The 18469-nt window shown below is 71.5% G+C and carries 13 protein-coding genes and 1 pseudogene; 8 read left to right on the top strand and 6 right to left on the bottom strand.

Features of this window, described 5'->3' with window-relative positions; genetic code table 11:
- Nucleotides 1–256 (top strand): annotated as a pseudogene (locus C503_RS0123785) (IS630 family transposase); the annotation flags it as partial.
- Between the two features lie 21 nt (nucleotides 257–277).
- Here the strand turns inward: C503_RS0123785 and C503_RS0123780 are convergent.
- Nucleotides 278–1450, bottom strand: coding sequence for an FAD-dependent monooxygenase (locus C503_RS0123780; protein ID WP_018684738.1), 1173 nt, complete (start codon nucleotides 1448–1450; stop codon nucleotides 278–280).
- Nucleotides 1451–1473: 23 nt separating this feature from the next.
- Between C503_RS0123780 and C503_RS0123775 the strand changes: the two genes are divergently transcribed.
- The 4 genes from C503_RS0123775 to C503_RS40540 all read left to right on the top strand — a co-directional run bounded on the left by C503_RS0123775 (nucleotide 1474) and on the right by C503_RS40540 (nucleotide 5124).
- A complete protein-coding gene (locus C503_RS0123775) occupies nucleotides 1474–2202 on the top strand; it encodes a TetR/AcrR family transcriptional regulator (RefSeq protein WP_018684737.1) in 729 nt (242 codons plus the stop codon).
- Between the two features lie 83 nt (nucleotides 2203–2285).
- The gene (locus C503_RS0123770; RefSeq protein ID WP_018684736.1) at nucleotides 2286–2999 is read left to right on the top strand and encodes a ferritin family protein; all 714 of its coding nucleotides are present in this window, start codon (nucleotides 2286–2288) and stop codon (nucleotides 2997–2999) included.
- Nucleotides 3000–3161: 162 nt separating this feature from the next.
- On the top strand, nucleotides 3162–3869 hold the full coding sequence (locus C503_RS0123765; RefSeq protein ID WP_018684735.1) for an SDR family oxidoreductase: 708 nt from the start codon (nucleotides 3162–3164) through the stop codon (nucleotides 3867–3869).
- A 280-nt stretch (nucleotides 3870–4149) separates the two neighbouring features.
- Entirely contained in the window at nucleotides 4150–5124 is a 975-nt protein-coding gene (locus tag C503_RS40540) for a neutral zinc metallopeptidase (RefSeq protein ID WP_018684734.1), read from the top strand.
- Between the two features lie 192 nt (nucleotides 5125–5316).
- Here the strand turns inward: C503_RS40540 and C503_RS0123755 are convergent, their stop codons facing one another.
- The 4 genes from C503_RS0123755 to C503_RS0123740 are packed head-to-tail and all read right to left on the bottom strand — an operon-like array spanning nucleotide 5317 to nucleotide 12258.
- Nucleotides 5317–6357 (bottom strand): DUF2293 domain-containing protein, encoded by a 1041-nt coding sequence (locus C503_RS0123755; protein ID WP_018684733.1) that lies wholly within the window; start codon nucleotides 6355–6357, stop codon nucleotides 5317–5319.
- The gene (locus tag C503_RS0123750; protein ID WP_018684732.1) at nucleotides 6354–7166 is read right to left on the bottom strand and encodes an SWIM zinc finger family protein; all 813 of its coding nucleotides are present in this window, start codon (nucleotides 7164–7166) and stop codon (nucleotides 6354–6356) included. Before C503_RS0123750 ends, C503_RS0123755 begins: the two co-directional genes overlap by 4 nt.
- Nucleotides 7167–7170: 4 nt before the next feature.
- On the bottom strand, nucleotides 7171–10188 hold the full coding sequence (locus tag C503_RS0123745; protein ID WP_018684731.1) for a DEAD/DEAH box helicase: 3018 nt from the start codon (nucleotides 10186–10188) through the stop codon (nucleotides 7171–7173).
- A gap of 48 nt (nucleotides 10189–10236) precedes the next feature.
- The gene (locus tag C503_RS0123740) at nucleotides 10237–12258 is read right to left on the bottom strand and encodes a prolyl oligopeptidase family serine peptidase (RefSeq protein WP_018684730.1); all 2022 of its coding nucleotides are present in this window, start codon (nucleotides 12256–12258) and stop codon (nucleotides 10237–10239) included.
- A 38-nt stretch (nucleotides 12259–12296) separates the two neighbouring features.
- On the opposite strand from C503_RS0123740, the gene C503_RS0123735 reads away from it, so the two are divergent.
- Nucleotides 12297–13208, top strand: a complete 912-nt coding sequence (locus C503_RS0123735; RefSeq protein WP_018684729.1) for a TIGR03619 family F420-dependent LLM class oxidoreductase — start codon at nucleotides 12297–12299, stop codon at nucleotides 13206–13208.
- 213 nt (nucleotides 13209–13421) lie between these two features.
- Here the strand turns inward: C503_RS0123735 and C503_RS0123730 are convergent, their stop codons facing one another.
- On the bottom strand, nucleotides 13422–14984 hold the full coding sequence (locus C503_RS0123730) for a mucoidy inhibitor MuiA family protein (RefSeq protein WP_156893422.1): 1563 nt from the start codon (nucleotides 14982–14984) through the stop codon (nucleotides 13422–13424).
- A 247-nt stretch (nucleotides 14985–15231) separates the two neighbouring features.
- Between C503_RS0123730 and C503_RS0123725 the strand changes: the two genes are divergently transcribed.
- Both C503_RS0123725 and C503_RS40535 read left to right on the top strand, forming a co-directional pair.
- Nucleotides 15232–17037 (top strand): Xaa-Pro dipeptidyl-peptidase, encoded by a 1806-nt coding sequence (locus tag C503_RS0123725; RefSeq protein ID WP_026316630.1) that lies wholly within the window; start codon nucleotides 15232–15234, stop codon nucleotides 17035–17037.
- A gap of 146 nt (nucleotides 17038–17183) precedes the next feature.
- Entirely contained in the window at nucleotides 17184–18305 is a 1122-nt protein-coding gene (locus C503_RS40535) for a DUF4192 domain-containing protein (protein WP_018684726.1), read from the top strand.
- The last annotated feature ends 164 nt before the right edge of the window (nucleotides 18306–18469 follow it).

Here is an 18469-nt window from a genome sequence, read left to right as displayed (position 1 = left end):
CTTCCACTTCACCCCGATCGGTTCGTCGTGGATGAACCAGATCGAGATCTGGTTCGGGATCATCACCCGCCAGGCCATCCGCCGCGGCACATTCAGCTCCGTCTCGGTCCTGATCAAGCAGATCCGCGACTACATCACCCACTGGAACACCAACGCCCAGCCGTTCCGCTGGACCGCCACCGCCGACGAGATCCTCGCCAAGGTCCGCCTGGTCCAGCAGAACGTCAGAAAGCTCGTGGACAACAACGCCAAGTAAGCACAGCAGGATCACGACACACTAGTCGAGATAGTCCGGTAGTTCCGGGGCGGTAGCCAGGGACTTCGTGCTTCGAACAAGCATCCGCCGCACGAGTCCGTTACTGAACATCGTGTTTCGGAAGCGCAGGCCGAAAGCGGTCTTCGGCGCGAGGAACGCCCCGGGATTCGCGCCGCGCTGCCACTTCGACGCATACCCGCGCATGCGCTCCTCGTAGGCGGCGAAAGCGGTGACATGGTCGCCCCCGGCCTGCGCCAGTTCGCCCGCCAGCACATAAGCCCCGACCACGGCCGTCCCCACGCCCATACCGCCGAGCGTCACCCCCCACGCGGCGTCACCCAGCAACGCCACCCGCCCGGTGGACCAGTGCGGCACCACCACCCGGCTGATCGAGTCGAAGTACAGCTCCGGCGCGGCCGCCAACCCCGCCAACAACCGGGGCACGTGCCACTCCATGCCGCTCAACGCCCGGGTGATCAGCGCCTTCTGCTGCCCCAGATCCCGATCGGCATACTCCAGCCGAGGCGCGGCGAACACCACGAACGCGCCACCCACAGCCGGATCGCGTGGATCGGTGGCGATACTCGCCATCCGCCCAGGCAGGTTGTACTGCTCCGGCACACTCCCCACCCCCGGCACAGCAGGCATGTCCCACCCAGCCAGGTAGTGCCCCAGATGCCGCACGAACCCCGTCTCCGGTCCGAACCCCAGCGCGCGTACGCCCGAGTGGAGACCGTCCGCGCCGACGACCAGGTCCACGGTCCGCGAGCCGGACCGCGCGAAGTCGACCACCACTCCCGTGGATGTCTCGCTCAACGCGGTGATCGTGTCCCCGAACAGGTACTCGACCCGGTCCGCCGCCCGCTCGTACAGCACCCGCGACAGGTCTCGGCGCCGCACCTCCAGGTCCCCGCCCGCGAACTCGGCCGGGAGTCGGAAGATCTCGCGCCCGTGCTCGTCGACGCAGCTCATCGCGCCCGCGTGGGTCTGTACGGCGCGCAGTTCGTCGAGCACGCCCATGCGTTCCAGCACGCCTAGGTGGGTCGGCCCGCGAAAGTCGACGGCGAAGCCGCTGGTGCGCAGGGCGGGCGCGGCCTCGACCACGGTGACGCGGGCGCCGTGGTGGGTGAGCCAGTAGGCGAGCGCGGGTCCCGCCACGCCCGCGCCGGAGATCAGTACCCGGATGTCACGCAATCTGTGTCCCATGGACACAGTGTATGCTGGACGCAGTTACCGTTGTCAACCGCGAGGAGCCGGACGTGACCCAGGCCATGGCGCTGCTGTGGGACCCGCCGGACGGACCCCGCCGCGGCCCCCGGCCCACGTTGGCCGTGCGGTCGGTGGCCGCGGCCGGGATCGCCATCGCCGACGCGGACGGTCTTGCCGCGGTGACCATGCAGCGCGTCGCCGCCGCCGTCGGCGTCACCAAGATGGCCATCTACCGCTACGTCCCGGGCAAGGACGACCTGGTCGCGGTCATGGTCGACTTGGCCGTCGGCCCGCCGCCCGAGCTGCCCGACGGCTGGCGGGCCGCCCTCGACCACTGGGCGCGGACCCTGTTCGACCGGTTCCGCGCGCACCCCTGGGCGCTGGCCGCCACCATCGGCCCGCGCCCGATCGGCCCCAACGAGGTCGCCTGGCTCGACCGCGCCGTCGCCGCGCTCGCGGGCACCGGGCTGCGCGGCGGCGAGGCGATCGATGTCGCGGCCACGCTCGCCGGGCATGTCCGCGGGATCGCCCAGCAGGGCGTGGCGGTGCCCGACGGGTCGCCCGAGGGCACCATGGCCGCCACGGTCGGCGCCGTCCTGGCCGCCCGCGCCGACCGGTTCCCCGCGTTGGCCGCCGCCATGCGCTCGGCCGCCGAGGACGGCGCGCACGACCAGGCCCTGGACTTCGGCCTGGCCCGGATCCTGGACGGCGTCGCCGCGTTTGTGTCGACTCGTTGAGGGTCGTGGAGGCCGCCGCCGGATGCCGTGAGGGAACTGTGGAGAATCCCTGACCCGACGGGTTTCTGGTTCACAGTGGACACATGACATTCGAGGAGTGGTTGGGGGATTTCACCGCCGAGATCGACCGCCGCGCTGCGCGTGGCGAGCCCGACTGGGCCGCCGGGGCGCGCATGCACCCGGCGATCGTGCGTAGCGTGCAGCGGTTTCAACTGGGGGAGGCGGGTGACGGCGCCAACCTCATCGCCAAGTCCGGCGGCGGCGCCTACGGGGACGCGGTGAAGCTGTTCATCGACGAGGAGCGCAACCACGCGCGCATGCTCGCCGAACTACTCGGCGCCGCACAGGCGTCCACCATCACCGGGCACTGGAGCGACGCGGTGTTCGTCCGGCTCCGGCGCGCGCTGGGGCTGCGGATGGAACTGATGGTGCTGTCCATCGCCGAAGTAGTAGCCCTGGCCTACTACCGTTCCCTGCGCGACGGCACCACCGACCCGTTGACGACCGAGGTCGCGGGCAGGCTCCTCGCCGACGAACGCAGGCACGTGCCGTTCCACCGCGACCGGCTGCGCGCGTTCGGCTCCCTGCCCTGGCTCGCCCGCCACCTCTGGCACCTGATGTTCCTGGGCGCGGTGCTGGTCGTCGCGCTCGACCACGGCAGCGCGCTGAAGGTCCTCGGCCGCACCCGGTGGTCGTTCATCCGCGAGGCGCGCGTCGAGTTCGCGGTGGCCTCCGACCTCCGCGGTGCTCCTGGACCGGGTGAACGCGCCGCCCCGACGGCCATCCTGTCCCGATAGGACACGCGCGGTCCGCCACCCGGGAGCCACACTCGTCGGGTGCTCGTTCGCTCGCGGTCGAAACGGCTATGACCGGTCTCACCGGGGTATCCGGCCGCGAGCTGTCACGAACGGGCGCGCCACGCAGTCAATGGGGTGACCGACGACCCCAGGGAGGCTCCCATGACCATCCTCGTCACCGGCGGCACCGGCACACTCGGCCGGGATGTCGTCCGGGCGTTGCCCGAGGCCCGCGTCCTGAGCCGCAGCAGCGGGGAGACCCGCGGCGACCTGCTCACCGGCGCGGGCCTCGCCGACGCGCTGGCGGGCGTCACGGTGGTCGTGCACTGCGCGACCACGCTCGGGCGCAAGGACGTCGCCGCCACCGAGAACCTGGTCGCGGCGGCGCGGCGGGCAGGCAGCCCGCACCTGGTCTACATCTCGATCGTCGGGGTCGACCGCGTGCCGCTGCCCTACTACCGCGCCAAGCTCGCCGTCGAGCGGCTCATCGAGGCGAGCGGCCTGCCGTACACGATCCTGCGCGCCACCCAGTTCCACCAGCTGATCGCCAAGCTGTTCGACATGCAGCGGCTGCTGTTGCTCTACCCGTCGTTCAGCTTCCAGCCCGTGGACACCGAGACCGTGGCGCGCCGACTGGCGGAACTGGCCGCCGGACCGGCCCAGGGCCGCGTGCCCGACCTGGGCGGGCCGACCGTCCGGACCGCGCGTGACCTGGCAGGCCAGTACCTCGCGGCCACGGGCAAACGCGCGGTCCGGGTACCGGTGCGGCTGCCCGGCAAGACGTTCGCCGCCTACCGCCGCGGCGACCACCTGGCGCCCGACCACGCCGACGGCAAGGTCGAGTTCGCCGCCTACCTCGCGGACAGGTGAGCGCACTTGACCTCCACCCAGGTGGAGGTCCCAGGCTGGGCGCCTGACCAAGATCAGGACGAACCACCGCCACCCGCGGTCCACGCGGATCGGCGGAACATCGCCCCGGACCCGCCTCCGGGGCGGTCCCGCCACCCGGGTCTCGACCGGCTGGGGGTCGATCGAGACCCGGGTGGCCCACGGCGGGAAAGGGTGGGCTGATCAGGCCAGGAGGGACGTATGATGGCCGCAGCGGTTCGGGGGAGCCGGTTCGCCCTCCGGGGCAGTCGAGGTGGGGGACATGGACGAGGGCGCTCAGGAGCCGGGATTCGGCGCGATGTCGCAGCTCCCGGTGGTCACGATCGGTCCGCCGCCGGGCACCCGCGGCAACCGTCCGCTGGTCATCATCGCGGTGATCGGCCTGGTCGCGGTGAGCGTGCTGTGGACCGGCATCATCGGCAAGCTCGCCACCACCGGCCACGGCACGATCAAGGGCGAGGCCGTCGCCGCCGCCACCGCGCCCGTCCGCGTGGTCCCACCCCCGGACACCGACCCCGGCCCGACCACCGGCACCCCGGCCAAGTCCACCGACATCGCCGCCAACAGCCTGCTCGTCCCGGGCGCCGCACTGGCCAGAGTGGACTGCTCGTTACCCCGCCTCGGCCGCGGCACCTCCGCCGACCTGACCACCTTCTACCAGGCCGCCATCGACTGCCTCGACCGCGCCTGGCGCCCGGTCGTCGAGGCGGCCACCGGCGGCACCTTCCCCCGCCCCAAGCTGGACGTCTCCGACAACCCCACCTCCGGCTGCGGCCCCGCCCCGGCGGACGATGATGTCCTCGCCTTCTACTGCGACTACGACGACACCATCTACATGCCTCGCGCCCGCCTCCTGGAGTCCGCGGGCACCGTCCCGGCGTACCACATCGCCGTTCTCGCCCACGAATACGGCCACCACGTCCAAGGCGCCTCCGGCATCCTGCGCGCCGCGTCGCTGCGCGAGTTCACCGCCGACGAGGACGAACTGATGGAGATCTCCCGCCGCACGGAGTTACAGGCCAACTGCTTCGCCGGTCTGTTCCTGGCCGCCGCCAAGGGAAAAGCCACCCTCACCAACCGCGTGGTCGCCGACGCCCTGGACTCCTTCAGCGCCGTCTACAACTCCGACTCCCACGGCAGCGCCCGCAACCAGGGCAAGTGGGCCAAGGCAGGCCTCAACGGCGACAACACCGCCTCCTGCAACACCTGGTCCGCCACAACCGCTGACGTGGAATAACCGGGTCCACGCAACAGAACCCAAGGCGACGGTCTCCGCGCAAAACCGGAACTCGCCCACAAACGCCCCACCCGCCTCTGGTCCTGGCGAACTTCAAACCAATTTCGGACGAGAGAGGGGGCCCATTGGATCCACGCGCATGCCGACGGCCAGCCGGCAAAACCCGCAGCTCTCAGGTGTCAACGTCCTCATTCACCCCTGACGCCACAATGCCAACACCCGATCAATATCCCCCCGAATACGCTCACGAGCCTCAGCCCTCCCCACCCCCGCCATCAGCATCGCGTCATACCCGGTCTCCTCATGCCGAATAGCCGCCACCACCGCCAACGTCACCGCATGCTCATCCAACGCCTGCCCGGCAGCCGACCTCCCCACCCGCCCACTACTCCGCACCCCGGCATGCTCAGCGATAGCCCGCGCCCGCTCCCCATCCAACCCGGGAAACAACTCCCCGATCCGCACAGCGAACGCCCCCTGAAACTCCACATCCTGCGCGGCCCGCCGCTCCCGATCGCGAGCTTTCCGCCGCTCCCGAACCTCCTCATCGGCCAGGCACTGCTCCTCGGCAGCCTCCAACGCCTTCCGCTCGACCAGGATCCCCCGCCGATCAAAGCGTTTGCGCGACTTACTCCACCGCACCACGACAGCCGCCAGCCCACTCGCCTTACGCGCACGCCGCGTCAACGCGGCGTCCCCAGACGGCAGGTGCACCAGATGGTCCATATCCGCGCAGACCAGACACAGCGGCCGCTCATCCTCAAGGAAGTGGAACTCGCCAGTCTCCCCGCACTGCGCGCAATGCCACTGCTTATCCGGCTGGATCACCACCAGATCCGGCGCCTTCGCCTGCCGCTCCGCGATCCGCGCCTGCCGCGCCGGAGACAGGCCGGGAGCCGTCCACTGGATGCGGAACGCCGCCTCGACCGCCGCGTCCCCACCGAACACCAGCCCGCGCCGGTCCCGAGTCGCCGCCACATAGTCCACTTCGGACTTCACCAGACCCTGCCCGGCCGCCCACTCGTGCAGGCACGTCAACGCCTCGGCCAACCGCGCGGGCGGGACCGCCGCCTGACTGTCCAGGCGCTCGACCCGACCCAGCTCCCAGGCCTGCACAGAGCGGCTGCTCAACCAGCCCAGGCCGGACAGCACGTCCAACGGCGCCACGACCTTCTTGCGCCGTAACAACTCCTCGGCCACGGCCGTCACCCGACGGTCCAGCCGTCCGCTCACGCTTCCTCCTCGTCGGCCATCGCCCGATAGGCGGGCCGCAACCATTCCACGATCGGTTTGCCGCGCACGGCCAGTGACGGCGGCACCAGTTGGTCCAACAACGCGTCCGGCGCGACCCGGGCCGGGTGTGTGGTCGGCGCGGGCACCGCCGCGCCCCAGAACGTATCCAGCACGTCGGCGAGCGGCTCCCCGTCATCGACCGGCTCGGCCGTGTGCGCGCGCAGCCGCCGCAGGTTGTCCAGCAACTCCTGCCTGCCGCGTCCCCGCCACGCCAGAAACTCGAACGGATCCGCGTCGAACGACTCGGCCAACAGATAACAGATCGCCGCCAGGTGCTTGCACGGCACCTGCCAGTCCGGACAGGAGCAGTCCATCGTCAGCTCTCGCGGCGACACCGGGAACAACCGCAGCCCGGCCTGCTCGAACACGTCCTCCACGTCCTCCGGCAGCTCACCCGCGAGCAGCTTCGCCAGGTACAGCGCCTGTCCCGCGAACGCGCGCTCCACCTCGTCCCACTCGGTCGCGGAGAACGCCCTGATCCCCACCCGCACCCGGTAGGGCTCCGGCCGCGTCCCCTGCACCTGCGCCACGACGATGCTGGTGGACAACGACATGCTGACCACCTGACCCGCGCGCGCGTAACGCTTGCCGCTGCTGAGCCTGCCCGACAACCCCAGCTGTTCCAACGTCGCGATGAATCGCCGTGACCACCACGTGCGCGCGATCTCGCCGCGTTGGCTGCGCGCCTTCAGGCCGCCGTCGACCGGGATCGGCACCGACGGCCCGTCGTCCCACCAGTCCTCGGTCACCGCGTCACTCCCCGACCGCGTCGCCGGAGAGCGTGACCAGCTCCCGCAGCTCCGATGTGGACAGTTCGGTGAGCCAGTTCTCGCCCGCGCCGACGACCAGGCGGGACAATGCCTTCTTGTCCTCGATCATGGCGTCCACCCGCTCCTCCAGCGTGCCGATGCAGACGAACTTGCGCACCTGCACGTCCCGCCGCTGCCCGATGCGGAACGCCCGGTCGGTCGCCTGGTCCTCCACCGCCGGGTTCCACCAACGATCGAGATGCACGACGTGGTTGGCCGCGGTGAGGGTGAGCCCGGTGCCGCCCGCCTTGAGCGACAACAGGAAGATCGACGGCCCGTCGCCGGACTGGAACCGTTCCACCATCGCGTCCCGCTGCCGTTTGGGCGTTCCGCCGTGCAGGAACAGCACCTCCGTGTCGAACCGCGCGGCCAGGTGCGGCACCAGCATCCCGCCGAACTCGGTGAACTGCGTGAAGCACAACGCCCGTTCGCCCTGCGCGAGCACCTCCTCCAGTATCTCCTCCAGCCGGGCGAGCTTGCCGGAGCGGCCGGGGATCCGCGACCCGTCGCCGAGGAAGTGCGCCGGGTGGTTGCACACCTGCTTGAGCCGGGTCATCGTGGCCAGCACGAGCCCCTTGCGCTGCACGCCCTCCGCCTCGTCGATCTTCACCAGCATGTCGTCCACGACCGCCCGGTAGAGCGAGGCCTGCTCCGCGGTGAGGTTGCAGAGCTGCTTCATCTCCAGCTTCTCCGGCAGGTCGTCGATGATCGCCGGGTCGGTCTTCACCCGGCGCAGCACGAACGGCCCGGTGATCCGCCGCAGCCGCGCGGCCGCCTCCTCGTCGCCGTGCCGCTCCACCGGCACGGCGAACCGGGCGCGGAACCGGGTGAGCGGGCCGAGCAGCCCGGGGTTGGCGAAGTCCATGATCGACCACAGCTCGGCGAGCCGGTTCTCCACCGGCGTGCCGGTCAACGCCACCCGGTGCCGGGCGGGCAGCGCGCGCAGCACCTGGGACTGGCGGGACGCGCTGTTCTTGATGTTCTGCGCCTCGTCCAGCACCACCCGGTCCCAGGTCAGCTCGGCCAGCACCTCGGCGTCGCGGGTGGCCAGCGCGTAGGTGGTGATCACCAGGTCGGCGCCGGACACCGCGTCGGCGAGGTCCGCGCCGGTCAGCCGGTCGGCGCCGTGGTGGATGTGCACGCGCAGCCCGGGCGCGAACCGCTCCGCCTCCCGCTGCCAGTTGCCCACCACCGACATCGGACACACCAGCAGCGTCGGCGGCCGCTGCTCGCTCGCCCGCGCCCACGTCTCCAACGCCAGCAGCTGCACCGTCTTGCCCAGCCCCATGTCGTCGGCCAGGCACGCGCCGAGCCCGAGACGGTCCAGGAACGCCAGCCAGGCCAGGCCGCGCCGCTGGTACGGGCGCAGCTCGGCGGTGAACCCCTCGGGCGTGTCGACCGGTTCGAGACGGGTCTCCACCGAGCCGCTCAACAGGTCGGCCAACCAGCCGGTGCCGCCGATGTCGACCACCGGCACCGGCAGCTGCTCGTCGTCGGCGGGCAGCGCGGCCAGTTCCAGCACCTCGCCCACCGACATCCGCCCGGACCGGGCCCGCTCCACGAACGCCAACGCCGCCGTGAGGCCCCGGTGGTCGACGTGCACCCACTCGCCGCGCACGCGCACCAACGGCACCTTCGCGGCGGCCAGCTCGGACAACTCGCGTTCGGACAACCGCACATCGCCCAACGCGAGATCCCAGCGGTAGTCGACCAGCTCGTCCTTGCCCAACGGCGCGTTCCGCCGCACCGCGCCCGCCGCGCCCCGGCTCGTCGTGGTCAACCGCAGCCCGACCGCTGTCGAGCCGCGCCACCACGACGGCAGCAGGACACCGAACCCGGCCTGGTCGAGAGCGCCCGCGTGGATCAGGAACCGGTGCGCCCCCTCGGCGTCCAGCCGCAGCTCCGTCGGCGACGCCTCCCGCAGACAGGCGTCCAGATCCGGCAGGACCCGCGCCGCACGACCGAGTTCGGCCAACAACAGCTCCTGCGGCCGCGCCACCCACCGCCGCAACACCGCGTCCCGGTCACCCCGCCAGACCTGTTCGGCGGGCACCTGGACACTCGGGTCGTCGGCGGCCTGCAACAGGAACTCCAGCCGCCACACATCGTCGTCGTTCTCGGGTGAACGCAACCGGAAACACGCCCGCATCGGCTCGTCGCGGCTCGCCCCGGCCCGCCACTCGGCCAGCTTCACCCCGACCCGGGCGACCTGCTCCGGCGCGGCATCGATCAGCGGATCCCCGGTGAGCGCGGCCAACAACGCCGCCGACGCCGTCGCTCCACCCCGCTCCGGCCCGATCCGCGCCCCGGCCAACCGCGCCCGCACCGCCGAGTCGACGAACGCGTCCACCATCGGCGCCAACACATCGCCGGAACGCCTGCCGTCCAGCCCGTGCACGCGAACCGCGCGCAGAACCGGGGGAAGCGCCTCCCGCAGCCGCACGTACCGCGCCGAGTCCGCCCCCGCCAACACCGGCCGCCACCGCGCCGTCTGCCCGTCCTCCTCGGCGACGACCGACGGCAACACCTTGCCCCGCCCCACCAGATCCTCGGCGAACGCGGCCACCGCGGCGAGGAACCGGACACTCGCCCCCTGCCGCACATCGCCCCGCTCCGGCAACGCCCCGCGCGCGAACGCCGCCGGTGACATCCGCACGGTCTGCACCCGCCACGCCACCAACCCGACCGCCCCCGCGGGCGAAACCCCCCGCCGCAACGGATCACGGACCAGCTCCGGCGACGCCACCGGCGCGGACGGATACGACGGCAACAACACGGCCGACTCACCGGGCAACCCCGGCACCAACTCGTTCAATGCCCGCCCGGAGACGGCGAACGGATGGTCCGCGGGTTGCCCTTTCGTGGCTTTGGCCCGGCCGGGCCTGCGGGGCGGCAGGGACGAGTCCTCAGCCCAGAGCGCCACCTCGTCCTCGACCGTGACCAGACAGTGCAGCGCCAACACGCCCCAGACACTACCCACCACCCCCGACAGGGCCGCCGGGGTGGAACCTCACGGGGTCAGCGTGCGCAACAGGAACTCGTAGACGATCGCCGACATGAACGCGCGTTGCGAATTGTCCGCCGCCGCGTTGTGTCCGCCCTCGATATTCTCGTAGTAGTACGGCCGATGCCCGAGGTCGATCATGCGGGCCGCCATCTTGCGTGCGTGGCCAGGGTGCACGCGGTCGTCGCGAGTGGACGTCACGAAGAAGACCGGCGGGTACTTCGTGTCTCGGTGCACGTTGTGGTACGGCGAGAACGTCTCCAGGTACGCCCAGTCCGCCGGGTCGTCCGGGTTGCCCCACTCGGCCATCCACGACGCGCCCGCCAGCAGCAGGTGGTAGCGGCGCAGGTCGAGCAGCGGGACCTGGCTGACCACCGCGCCGAACAGCTCCGGGTAGCGGGTGAGCATCACGCCCGCGAGCAGGCCGCCGTTGCTGCCGCCCTGCGCGGCCAGCCGCTCGGGGGTGGTGATTCCGCGCGCCACCAGGTCGCGCGCGACGGCGGCGAAGTCCTCGTACGCGCGCGGCCGGTTCTCCCGCAGCGCCGCGCGGTGCCACTCCGGGCCGTACTCCGAGCCGCCGCGGATGTTGGCGACCACGTACGTGCCGCCGTGGTTCAGCCAGCCGCGGCCCAGGCTGCCGCTGTAGCCGGGGGTCAGCGAGACCTCGAACCCGCCGTAGCCGTAGAGCAGCGTGGGGCCGTCGGGGTCCGTGCCGGACACCACGAAGTACGGGACCTTGGTGCCGTCCGCCGAGGTGGCGAAATGTTGCGTGACGTCCAGCCCGGCGGGGTCAAAGAACGCGGGCCCCTGCCGCAACGTCTCCACCTCGCCGCCGACCTCGCCGCGCAGCAGCGTCGCGGGCTGCAGGTAGCCGCTGACGTTGAGCAGGTACTCGTCGCTGTCGTCCGGGTCCGTGTCGATCACGTCCGCGGACCCCACCTCCGGCGCGCCCGGCAGCGTCGCCCGCGCCCAGCCGTCCGGGCCGGGCGTGAGCACCTCCAGCCGCGTCTTCACGTCCTCCAGCTCGATCAGGATCAGGTGGTTGCGCGTCCACGTCAGCCCGCTCAACGACGTGTGCTCGTCCGGCACGAACAACGGCGTCAGCTCGCGCTCACCGGCCATGAAGTCGTCGAACCGGCCCACCACCAGCGAACCCGCGCGGTGCGTCGTGCCGCCGACCGTCCAGTCCGAGCGCGGCGTGACCAGCAGCCACTCCCGGTGCACGTCGACCGTCGCGTCGTCCGGCACGTCGATGCGCGCCAGGTCGCCGCCCGCGGTGACCAGGTACTCCTCCGAGGTGAAGAAATCCGGGAACCTGCCGACGAAGTCCCGCTCGAACCCGGGCGTCTTGTCCCGGTAGGCGTAGGCCGTCACGTCCTCGGGCTTGCCCTCGTAGATCAGCTCCGCCTCGGCCAACGGCGTGCCCCGCCGCCACCGCTTCACCACGCGCGGGTAGCCGCACGAGGTCAACGAGCCCTCGCCGAAGTCGGTGCCCACGTAGATGTGGTCCGCATCGATCCAGCTCACCCGGCTCTTCGCCTCCGGCAGCGTGAACCCGTCCGGCACGAACTCGCCGGTGCGCAGGTCGAACTCGCGCACCACGGCCGCGTCCGCGCCGCCGCGGGACAGCTCCACCAGCGCCAGGTGGTAGTCGGGCTTGAGCACCGACGCGCTCTTCCACACCCAGTTCTCGCCCTCGCGCTCGGCCAGCGCGTCGACGTCCAGCAGCACCGACCAGTCCGGGTCGCCCGTGCGGTACTCGGCCAGCGTGGTGCGCCGCCACACACCGCGCGGGTGCGCGCCGTCCTGCCAGTAGTTGTAGAGGAACTCGCCGCGCCGCTTCGGGTACGGGATCCGGTCGTCGGCGTCGAGCACCTCCAGCACCGCCGCCTTGGTCCGCTCGAACCGCTCGCCGCCGGTCAGCACCGCCTCGGTCTCGGCGTTGCGCGCGCGGACCCAGTCCAGCGCCGCGTCACCGGTCACGTCTTCGAGCCAGAGGTACGGGTCGTCGGCAGCGTCGTCGGTCATGCGCGCCAGTCTGCCGGCGATTGGGCTAGCGTGGCGGTGTGGAGATCGGATTCGGCGCCCCGGTCGCGGGGTCATGGGCCACTGTCGACAATCTCGTGCGGGTGGCCACCCGGGCCGAGGAACTGGGCTACCGGTCGTTGTGGACGATGCAACGACTTCTCTACCCACCGGACGAGAACTGGGGCGAGGCCTACCGCGCCGTCCTCGACCCGATCGCCACTCTGCCGTTCCTGGCCGCGCACACCAGCCGCGTCCGGCTCGGCGTAGCCGTGGTTAACCTGCCGTTCCTCGCCCCTGCCCTGCTGGCCAAGCAGTTGGCCACCATCGACCTGCTCTCCGGCGGCAGGCTCGACGCCGGCCTGGGCATCGGCTGGTCGGCGGAGGAGTACGCGGCCGTCGGCGCGGACAAGTCCAGCCGCGGCCGCCGCGCCGAGGAGTACATCCCCCTGCTCCGCCGCTTGTGGACTGACGAGATCATCGACCATGACGGGGAGTTCTACCGGGTCCCGCCCGCGCGCATGGACCCGAAACCGGTCCAGCCCGGCGGCCCGCCGATCCTGCTGGGCGCCACCGCCGCACCCGCCCTCCGCCGCGTCGGCCGCCTCGCCGACGGCTGGATCAGCAGCAGCCGGGCCGACCTCACCACCATCGGCGACTCGATCCGGATCATCCGCGCCGCCGCCGAGTCCGCAGGCCGCGACCCGGACACCTTGCGGGTGATCTCCCGCGGTGTCGTCCTGCTCCGCCCCGGTGGCTCGACCGGCCCCGACCGCCGCCCGCTGACCGGCACCGCCGAACAGATCCGCGACGACCTGGGGCGGCTGGCGGACCAGGGCGTCACGGAGGTGTTCATCGACCTCAACTTCGACCCCGGGATCGGCAGCCCGGACGCCGACCCGGCCCGCTCGCTCGACCACGCGGAGACGGTCCTGGAGACCTTCAAACCCTGATCGCCCCCGCCAGGCAGGCGACTGCCCGGCGACACGCGTGGCCGACGCACCGCGTTCGTCGCCGGCTGTCGACTTACGTCGGCAGCCGCCCCCGGCCGGAAGCCCCGGGAAGGCCGGTCCGCGCACACGCACGGCCTTGCAACGAACGACACGTCAGGCATGGTTCCGCGTTCGCGGTGCCTGACGGGGTGAATGTGTTGTGACGCTGTGGAGTCAGTCGCGCCAACCGGCCAGGTTGGCCCCCTTCGCCACGGTGACACGGAAAGCGATGGTGATCTCGGCGGTCTTCCCCGCCGCGACGTCCAGCTTCCACGTGACCTCGCCCAGGTCGGTGCGCTCGGCGGGCTCCGGCTTCAGTGTCACGTCGCGCACCTCCACCGACTCGCTGCGGGAGACGGGTACCTGGTCGACCACGGTGATCTTCGCCGGGCGTGGACCGTAGTTGCCGATCTCGATCCGGTACGCCGCCTCCTGCTTCCGCGTGCCGCCCAGCACCGCCTTGCTCGTGGACCGGCGCACCAGCTCCCGCTCCACCCGGATCCGGTCGTCGATGCCCAACGCCAGCTCGACCTCCTCCCCGGGCGCCCACGCGTCGAGCTCCGTCACGCCGACGAACTCCGCGTCGTGGAAGATCGAGGCCCGCCCCGGCCGGAGTGTGTGGTCGGAGGTGTTCGTGACCGTCGCCCGCAGGTACGCCTCCGCCCCGCGCAGGGGCACCGTCACGTAGTCCACGTCGGCGGGCAGCTCCACCGTCGCGACCGTCGTGCGGTGCGAGGTCCCGTCGGCCGGTACGGCGACCGGTCGGCTGGGCCGGTACGTCGTCGCCGCGACCCCGTGTTCGGCCGTGGCGAAGGACTCGACCATGGGGGAGTAGCCGCCGGGGGCGGCGGCCGCCAGCGGGACGCCCGCGCCGAAGCCCGCGCCGTCCGGGGCCATGCTGCGCGGCGCGGGCGGCGGGACCGGCTTGAACACGTCCAGGTACCACGGTGCCAGCTCGGGCACCGCCACGCTGGTCGCCGGCCGGGCGGTGGACAGCCGCAGGTCGCACTCCGGCCAGTCCTCGCCGCTGTGCTGGGCGACCAGGCCGTACCAGGTGAGCGTCAGGGTCGAGCCGGTCAGCCGGATGTCGTAGCGGGACTCCCAGCTGGCCGCGTCGACCAGGTACGACACCTCCAGCTCGATGTCCGCCGCCGCGCCGACCGCCAGCTCCACGTCGATGGCCGTGTTGTCCGGCTCCCCGGTCTGTTCCCGGTCGGCCAGCCGCCGCTCCACCTCGCCGAGCTCCTCCTGGGTGGCGCGCACCTCGTCGGTCAGCCCGCGCCGCCGCCGGTAGACCTCGGCGAGCTGGTCGGACAGGGCGTCGCCGACCGCGGCCACCCGGGCCGGGTCGGTCTCGTCCTTGGCCAGGGCCTGGGCGAACGTGCCGCCCGCGCGCCGGGCGAGGGTGGCCAGCAGCTCGGCGCGGGCGTCCAGGACGGCGTTCCGGTCGGCGAGCTCCTGCAGGGCCGTGCGCAGCGCGTCGCGGCGGGCGCGCAGCTCGACGGTGGCGGCGTCGGTCGTGCGCGGGTTGCGTTCCTGGCGCACGTCCACGCCCAGCACGGTCGCCGGGCCGCGCCCGCTGACCCGCACGGAGTCGGCATGCAGGAACGCGGGCAGCCCGCCGACCACCACCCGCTGCTCGCCCTCGGACGCGCTCAGCACGCCGCGCCGGGTGACCCGGGCCTGTCCCGGGTAGACGGTCACGGCGACGATCTCGGCTTCCACTCGACTGGTCACGCCGCGAGGTTACCCATGCCGGGCGGGTGTCGGGCGGGAGTTGTCCACAGGTGTCCCGGGCCGGTGGGCGCAGGCCGCTCGTACCGCTGCCGCAAGCCGCGCTGCGCCCGATGGCGCAATCCCTATAACACCTGGCCATCACGGCCTCGTCCATCCCATGTGGACGGATCGGATGGCCCTTGACACGGTCCCGGGCGCGGGCAAGGGTGCGCACACAGGTGCCCCGCCCCAGCCCTTGGAGAAGCCGATGAGACGTGCGCGATCCGCCGTCGCCGTGCTCGCAGCCTTACTTGCCACCCCCGTGCTCGCCATGCCCGCGGTCGCCGCGCCGGAGCCACCGGCGCCGTTATTCGTCGACGGACAGGCCCAGCCGGTGTTCGACCCCGCCGACGTGGTCCGCGAGTCGCTGTGGGTCACCGCCCCGGTCGACAGCGACCACGACGGCGTCGACGACCTGGTGCACGTGGAGATCGTCCGCCCGCGCGCCACCGAGCAGGGCATGAAGGTCCCCGTCGTCTACCAGGCCAGCCCGTACTACGCGGGCGGCAACCCCATCGAGAACCACAACGTCGACGTCGAGTTACACGTGCCCGACGGCAAGCCGGGACCGAAGCTCGCGCGTCCCGGTCTCGCGGGCCCCAACGCGGCGCCCATCACCTGGAGCTACGAGAAGTACTTCACCGCGCGCGGGTTCGCTGTCGTCTACGGCGAGTCCCTCGGCTCCGGTCAGTCCACCGGCTGCCCCACCACCGGCGGTCAGAACGAGACCATCGGCGCGCGCTCGGTCATCGACTGGTTGAACGGCCGCGCCCCCGCACGTGACGCCGCAGGCGCGCGCGTCACCGCGGGCTGGACCACCGGCAAGGTCGGCATGATGGGCGTGTCCTACAACGGGACCCTGCCCAACGCCGTGGCCACCACCGGTGTGCGCGGCCTGGAGACCATCGTCCCCATCGCGGCGATCTCCAGCTGGTACGACTACTACCGCGCCGATGGCGCTGTCGTTGCTCCCGGCACCTACCAGGGCGAGGACCTCGATGTCCTCGCCGAGTACGTGTACACGCGCAAGGACCAGGAGATCTGCAAGCCGGTGATCGCGGAGCTGACCGCGAAGCAGGACCGCGTAACCGGTGACTTCAGCCAGTTCTGGGACGAGCGCGACTACCTCAAGGACGTCGGCAACGTGCGCGCGTCCGTGCTCGCGGTGCACGGTCTCAACGACTGGAACGTCAAGATGACCAACGTGGCGCAGTGGTACGACGCGTTGAAGAAGCAGGGTGTCGAGCACAAGATCTGGCTGCACCAGTCCGGTCACGCGGACCCGCGCTCGTTGCGCCCCACCGAGTGGATGATCACGCTCAACAAATGGATGTCGCACTACCTCTACGGCGTCGACAACGGCATCCAGAACGAGCCCAAGCTCACGATCCAGCGCGAGGACAAGTCCTGGACCGATGAGGCCGATTGGCCCGCCCCGAGTGCCGCGCAGGCCACGCTCTACCCGGGCGCGGGCGGTGTCACCTCCGGTGGTCTCACGATCTGGCGCCCGGACCGCCGCGTCGTGGAGTCGCTGACGGACGACGCGACCAAGCTCGCCGACACCCTGGCGAACGCGGCCACCTCGCCCAACCGCCTCACCTACCTGACCCGGCCCGCGAGCACGTCGCTGCGGATCAGCGGCAAGGGCGGCGTCTACCTGCGCACCTCGTTCGACCGCCCGGCGGCCAACCTGACCGCGCTGTTGGTGGACCGCGCGCCCGACGGCAAGACCGACATCATCACCCGCGGTTGGACCGACCCGCAGAACCGGGCCAACATCAGCCGTACCGACCGGATCCAGCCCGGCAAGTCCTACGACCTGCGGGTCGACCTGGTGCCGGACGACTACGTGCTGCCCGCCGGGCACCAGCTCGGACTCGTCGTGCTCTCCAGCGACAACGAGTTCACGCTGCGCCCGGCCCCCGGCACCGGTGTGTCGATCGACCTCAAGAGCAGCAACCTGACGCTGCCGGTGGTCGGCGGCCTGGCCGCGCTGAAGACCGCGGTCGGCTGATCATCCCGTGCCCGACGGCGGTCCCTTCTCCGGAAGGGGCCGCCGTTCTCGTTCCGGGACCCCGAGTTGTCCACATGCCCCCGGATTCATCCACAGGCAGCGAGCCGCCGCTGTGCCCACCGGGTCCCCGGCCGCACAGTGGACCCATGACAACCACCGACGCCCGCCGCACCGACGAGCTGCTTGCGGCGATCCCGTACCTGCTCGGCTTCCACCCCGTCGACTCGCTGGTCGTGCTCACCGTCCGCCCGACCGACACCGACCTGACCACCGGCCCGATAGTGCGCGCCGACCTGCCGGTACCCGGCGAGCACGAGGTGATGGCCGAGCACGTCACCGGCATCGTCGGCGTGCACGAGGTGCAATCCGCCGTGTTCGTGGTGGTCGGCGGGCCCGATGCCTTGCCGTATCGGGGTTTCGTGAACCGCCTGACCAGTGCGTTCACCGACTCGGGAGTGTCGGTCGAGCACGCCCTGTGGACACCGGACATCGCGAAGGCGGCACCCTGGCAGTGCTACGACCATCCGGACTGCGCCGGGACGATCGCCGATCCCGACTCGACCGCGCTCGCGGCCCGGCTCACCGTCCAGGGCGTGATCAAGTACCCCACCCGCCAGGCCATGGCGGACTCGCTCGGCCCGGACCCCGACTCGCGGCTCGAACGACGCTCCGACCTGATCGACGCGTTGCTGGAGAAGCGGCTGCGCGAGGAGTCGACGCCCTCGGTCGAGCAGGAGGTGGCATACGTGCACGCCGTCATCTCCCAGTTCCACGACCGCATCGCGGTGTCCTCCTTGGACGGAATACCGCCGATCTCGTCCCGCCCAGCACCCCGCAGACGCGCCCGTCGGACCGCCATCCCACCCCCGAACGACCCGCCACTGAGCGACGAACAGATCGCCCGGCTCGCCGTCGCCCTCTGCCAGTCGGAGGTACGCGACGAGCTGCTGGCAACCCTGCTGACAAACCGCGCGGAGGCGGCGCAGCGGCTGTGGACGAGGCTGGTGCGGGCGACACCCGCGCCGGAACGGGCCGAACCCGCGTGCCTGCTGGCGATCACGTCCTACCTGGAGGGCCACGGGGTTCTGGCGCGGATCGCGGTGGAGAACGCGTTGGCGGCGGACCCGTCGCACGCGATGGCTCTGCTGTTGGCGAAAGCGGCACAGCGGGGACTACGCCCTGAGGAGCTACGCGGCATGCTGGAACAGGCGGCGCGGGAAACCGAGGAACAGAAGGAGGAAGAGAAGACCGAGGAAGTACCCGACTGACACCACCTACGCCACTGGCTTGCGGGCACAGGCAATTCCCGCCTAGGGGGAAGTGGCATTTGCCCACAGGCCCTGTGGCGTAGGTGATGCATCCGCGCCGCGTTCGGCCCGCGTGCTCACGGGTCGAAGGTGGGGACGGCGTGAGGTTGCTTTGGTACGCCTCA

Source organism: Actinokineospora enzanensis DSM 44649 (assembly GCF_000374445.1).
Classification (GTDB): Bacteria; Actinomycetota; Actinomycetes; order Mycobacteriales; family Pseudonocardiaceae; genus Actinokineospora; species Actinokineospora enzanensis.
Note: the sequence above shows the minus strand (reverse complement) of the source record. Positions and strands in the feature narration are given on the sequence as shown.

Bases quoted from the DNA above. Each gene is read 5' to 3' on its own strand.
- C503_RS0123740 (WP_018684730.1), bottom strand. From the start codon at position 12,258: ATGACCGACGACGCTGCCGACGACCCGTACCTCTGGCTCGAAGACGTG.
- C503_RS0123770 (WP_018684736.1), top strand. From the start codon at position 2,286: ATGACATTCGAGGAGTGGTTGGGGGATTTCACCGCCGAGATCGACCGC.
- C503_RS40535 (WP_018684726.1), top strand. From the start codon at position 17,184: ATGACAACCACCGACGCCCGCCGCACCGACGAGCTGCTTGCGGCGATC.
- C503_RS0123765 (WP_018684735.1), top strand. From the start codon at position 3,162: ATGACCATCCTCGTCACCGGCGGCACCGGCACACTCGGCCGGGATGTC.
- C503_RS0123775 (WP_018684737.1), top strand. From the start codon at position 1,474: ATGCTGGACGCAGTTACCGTTGTCAACCGCGAGGAGCCGGACGTGACC.
- C503_RS40540 (WP_018684734.1), top strand. From the start codon at position 4,150: ATGGACGAGGGCGCTCAGGAGCCGGGATTCGGCGCGATGTCGCAGCTC.
- C503_RS0123725 (WP_026316630.1), top strand. From the start codon at position 15,232: ATGAGACGTGCGCGATCCGCCGTCGCCGTGCTCGCAGCCTTACTTGCC.